The organism is Phycisphaerae bacterium, assembly GCA_012729815.1.
Classification (GTDB): Bacteria; Planctomycetota; Phycisphaerae; order JAAYCJ01; family JAAYCJ01; genus JAAYCJ01.
The window spans coordinates 1-3,491 of sequence record JAAYCJ010000172.1 but is presented as its reverse complement, the minus strand read 5'-3'; the positions used below and the strand labels follow the sequence as shown (position 1 = coordinate 3,491).

2 protein-coding genes are annotated in these 3,491 nt (G+C 63.1%); both read left to right on the top strand.

What is annotated here, in order from left to right; all coding sequences use genetic code 11:
- The first annotated feature begins 686 nt into the window (after nt 1–686).
- Nucleotides 687–1,694 (top strand): PEP-CTERM sorting domain-containing protein, encoded by a 1,008-nt coding sequence (locus GXY33_11285; protein NLX05715.1) that lies wholly within the window; start codon nt 687–689, stop codon nt 1,692–1,694.
- Between the two features lie 740 nt (nt 1,695–2,434).
- A complete protein-coding gene (locus GXY33_11280; GenBank protein NLX05714.1) occupies nt 2,435–3,427 on the top strand; it encodes a PEP-CTERM sorting domain-containing protein in 993 nt (330 codons plus the stop codon).
- The last annotated feature ends 64 nt before the right edge of the window (nt 3,428–3,491 follow it).

The window sequence follows — 3,491 nt, the reverse complement described above, 5'->3', positions numbered from 1 at the left end:
GGCGAGCCTGGGCCTGCTGGCATTGGGCGTGCTGGGTCTGCTTCGCCGCCGGTAATCCGGTGGTGCGTAAGCGGGCCGGGCATTTCCGGTTCGATTGAGTGAACGCATCGAGGGCCCGGGAGGATGTTACATCCTTCCGGGCCCTTGCCTTGCGCGGAAAGCGGGGGAGTGACGGCCCGCTTCCGCTTGAGGCTGCCGGGTGCGTTTCCACGGACTACCGAGAGGCAGGGTGGGTAATCCAGCCAATTTACGGTATTTGGGGTTATTCGCGGAATTTCTATCACGTTGAATTGGCTTGCAATTTCTTGGTGTATTTGTTACCATCAGGTCAAAGCATGGTGGGCAATGACACTTGCCCGCCTCTGGATTCTTGGATTGTGGGATGGGCGGTGGCCCGCGTTGGTGTGAGACCTTTCGATGTCCTGGGTCGGTGGATCTGCCGGAGTGCGGTTGTGGTGGAGATACGGTCAGGGTGACTGTAGCCGCTGGATACCCGGAGCGATGGTTGGCGTGCCTCACAAGGGGTATTCCTGGCGGAGAAGGTCCGCGCGGATCATCCGCTTTGCATAGAACCTGCGGTTCCGTGACCCGAGTTGGTCTTGTTGACAACCCCGCGGTGGGTCGGAAAGTGGTTTTCCGCACGCGTGGGAGGAAAAAGGACTGAGAGTCCTGTAAAGGAGCAAGCGATGAGAAAACTGGCTACTCTCTTGACCATCGCCGCGACGCTGGCCCTGGTGGGCAGCGCGACGGCGATCACGGTGGACGGCGTGATCGATGCCGGCGAGTGGGACGGGTACATCTGCACCGACTCCACGAGCGACCTCACCCCCACCAACACCGCTTCCATGGCGAGGTGGGGCGCCAAGTCGGACGGGACGAACATCTACTTCTTCATGGAACTGGCGGGAAGCATGACGTGGGCCGACTATATCAGCGGCGGCGACGTGTGGCCGGGCCTCTACATGGACGTCGACAACGACAGGACGACCTACTGCGGCTACAAGAACACGGCCAACATCGCGGACTACAAAACCGAGGTGGGTCCGGCGGGAGCGCTGTGGGTCACCACCGGCCTGACCGGGGCCGACCTGGCCTTCGAGTTTAACACTGATGAGACGACCTACGTGAACTGGTGGGGCGGCATGGACTCCTCATACCCTGCCCCGAACTTCAAGGACATGCAGGGCGAATGCTACGGCAACAGCTATGCCTACAGTGGCCTGGTCATGGAAATCGCCATCCCGATCGATGGCGGCGGCAACCTCGGCTACAACGAGGCCGTGGCGGGTGCTCGCACGTCTCCGCTGACGCCGCTGACCCCGTCTGACTACATCGTCGTGGGCTCGATTGTCCAGGGCGATATCGACGGTGTGATCACGTCCGGCAACGACATGGGCTGCCCGACCGCGATCGCGATCGACCCGACCAACAAGCCGTTGCTGGGCGGCGACGCAACTCTCGACGGGGCTGTGACCGCTGGCGACTTGGCCATCCTGGCCGCCAGCTACGGGGCGAGCTATCCGGCGAGTTGGATGATGGGCGACTTCAATCGTGACGCCGCCGTGACCGCCGGCGACTTGGCCATCTTGGCCGCCAACTACGGCAGCAGCGCCGCTCCTCCAGCGGCGACCCCCGAACCGGCGACGCTGGGCCTGCTGGCCCTGGGCGTGCTGGGTCTGCTTCGCCGCCGGTAAGCCGGTCGGCGTCAAGCGGGCCGGGCCTATCCGGTTCGATGGAGTGAAGAGCAAAGAGTAAACAGGGCCCGGCAGGACGTAAAAAGCGTCCTTCCGGGCCCTTGCCTTGCGCGGAAAGCGGGAGGTGACAACCGGAAATCAGGACTCGCCACAGAGGCCCAAAAGGGGCCTCACCGGTCAAACCGATCCCGCATCGCCAAGTTTCAAGTTTTAAGAATCGAAATCCGAAATCGCAGTTCCCTCCGGCCCCGCCCGATCGGGGGGCGGCGTCCGGCGGTTGGCGTACGGGGCTGAATAAGTGTGTTTTTTATTATTTAATAAAGGTATTTTGCGAGGAAACGCGAGTTTGCACAAAAACCCCCTTGCAGTATTTGCGCGACTTTGTTAAGATACGGATAAGGTTGGCGGCTGGGAGCGGGTTGCCCGCCCCATCAGGTCGCTGGCTGGGTAGGGACGAAGTCGGGCGATGGCCCGCTTCTAAGCGCGGACCTGTCGGTAGGTTGGGTCGTCAAGTCTCTTGGAGAGGATCGGTGGTGGAAAGAAGGTCGAAACGGCCATTCTTCTCGAACTTCCGGGGCGGTAAGTGGCGTTGTTCTTGCGGTCTGGTTTCGTCGCGGTCGGTAACTCTCGATTTCCCGTCTGAAACTCACTTCGTCAGTGGCCCTGCGGCGGGGCGGAAAGCGTTTTTCCGCGCGCGTGGGGAAAGAGCAAGATCGTGGAGTTTTGCAAAGGAGCAAACAATGAAAAAACTGGCTACTCTCTTGACGATCGCCGCGACGCTGGCCCTGGTGGGCAGCGCGACGGCGGCGATCACGATCGACGGCGTCCTGAACGCCGGCGAGTGGGACGGCTACACGTTCGCCGACCCGGCAAATGAAGCGGGCGCCAGCTCGGACATCGTAAGCTGGGGCGCCAAGTCCGAGGGCGACTACCTGTACTGGTACGTCCAGTTGGATGCGGACCAGACCTACATCGATGACTTCATGGGAGACGCCGGCGGGATCTGGAAGATCTACCCGGCCCTGTGGATCGATGCGGACTGCAGCACCAGTACGTACCTTGCCGATGGCGGCACCCCCAACTGCGCCGACGCAAAGGGCGGCGAGTGGGCGACCAATCACCGCGGCATCGACATGAACCTCGAGCTGGACCTGGAGACCAATCCCTGGACCCCCGGCGATCTGAGCACCTACTGGTACTGGGGCCTCAACGATGACATCGACCAGGAGAATTCGGCCGTCAATCCGGCCAGCGGCGCCGCCTGGATGGTCTCGGGCAGCGTCATGGAAGCCCGGGTTCTGCTCAGCGAGATCGAGGCCAAGATCGAGGCTGGGACGGACGGCGTCTCGGCGGACAACTACGTCTGGTACGCGGCGGTGGGCTGCCAGGGAACCAACCGCGGCCAGGGTGACCCGCCCGCTGCCTACGGCTACGATCTTACCACGCCGACCGCGATCGGCATTGACGGCGACTGGCTCGGCGGCGACTTCAACATGGACGGCTCGGTGACCGCCGGCGATCTGGCGATCCTGGCCGACAACTACGGTGCCACCAGCGGCGCGTATCTGAGGATCGGCGATGCGAACTACGACGGGGCCGTGACCGCCGGCGACCTGGCGATCCTGGCCGACAACTACGGCAGCAGCTTTGCGGCCCCCGCGGCGGTGACGCCGGAACCGGCGACGCTGGGTCTGCTGGCGTTGGGCGTGCTGGGTCTGCTGCGGCGTCGGTAGGACGTTTGTGAGCGTCCGCGGCGGCTGGTCGGCCGCCGCGGATACACCCTCCGGGGTGTTGGTC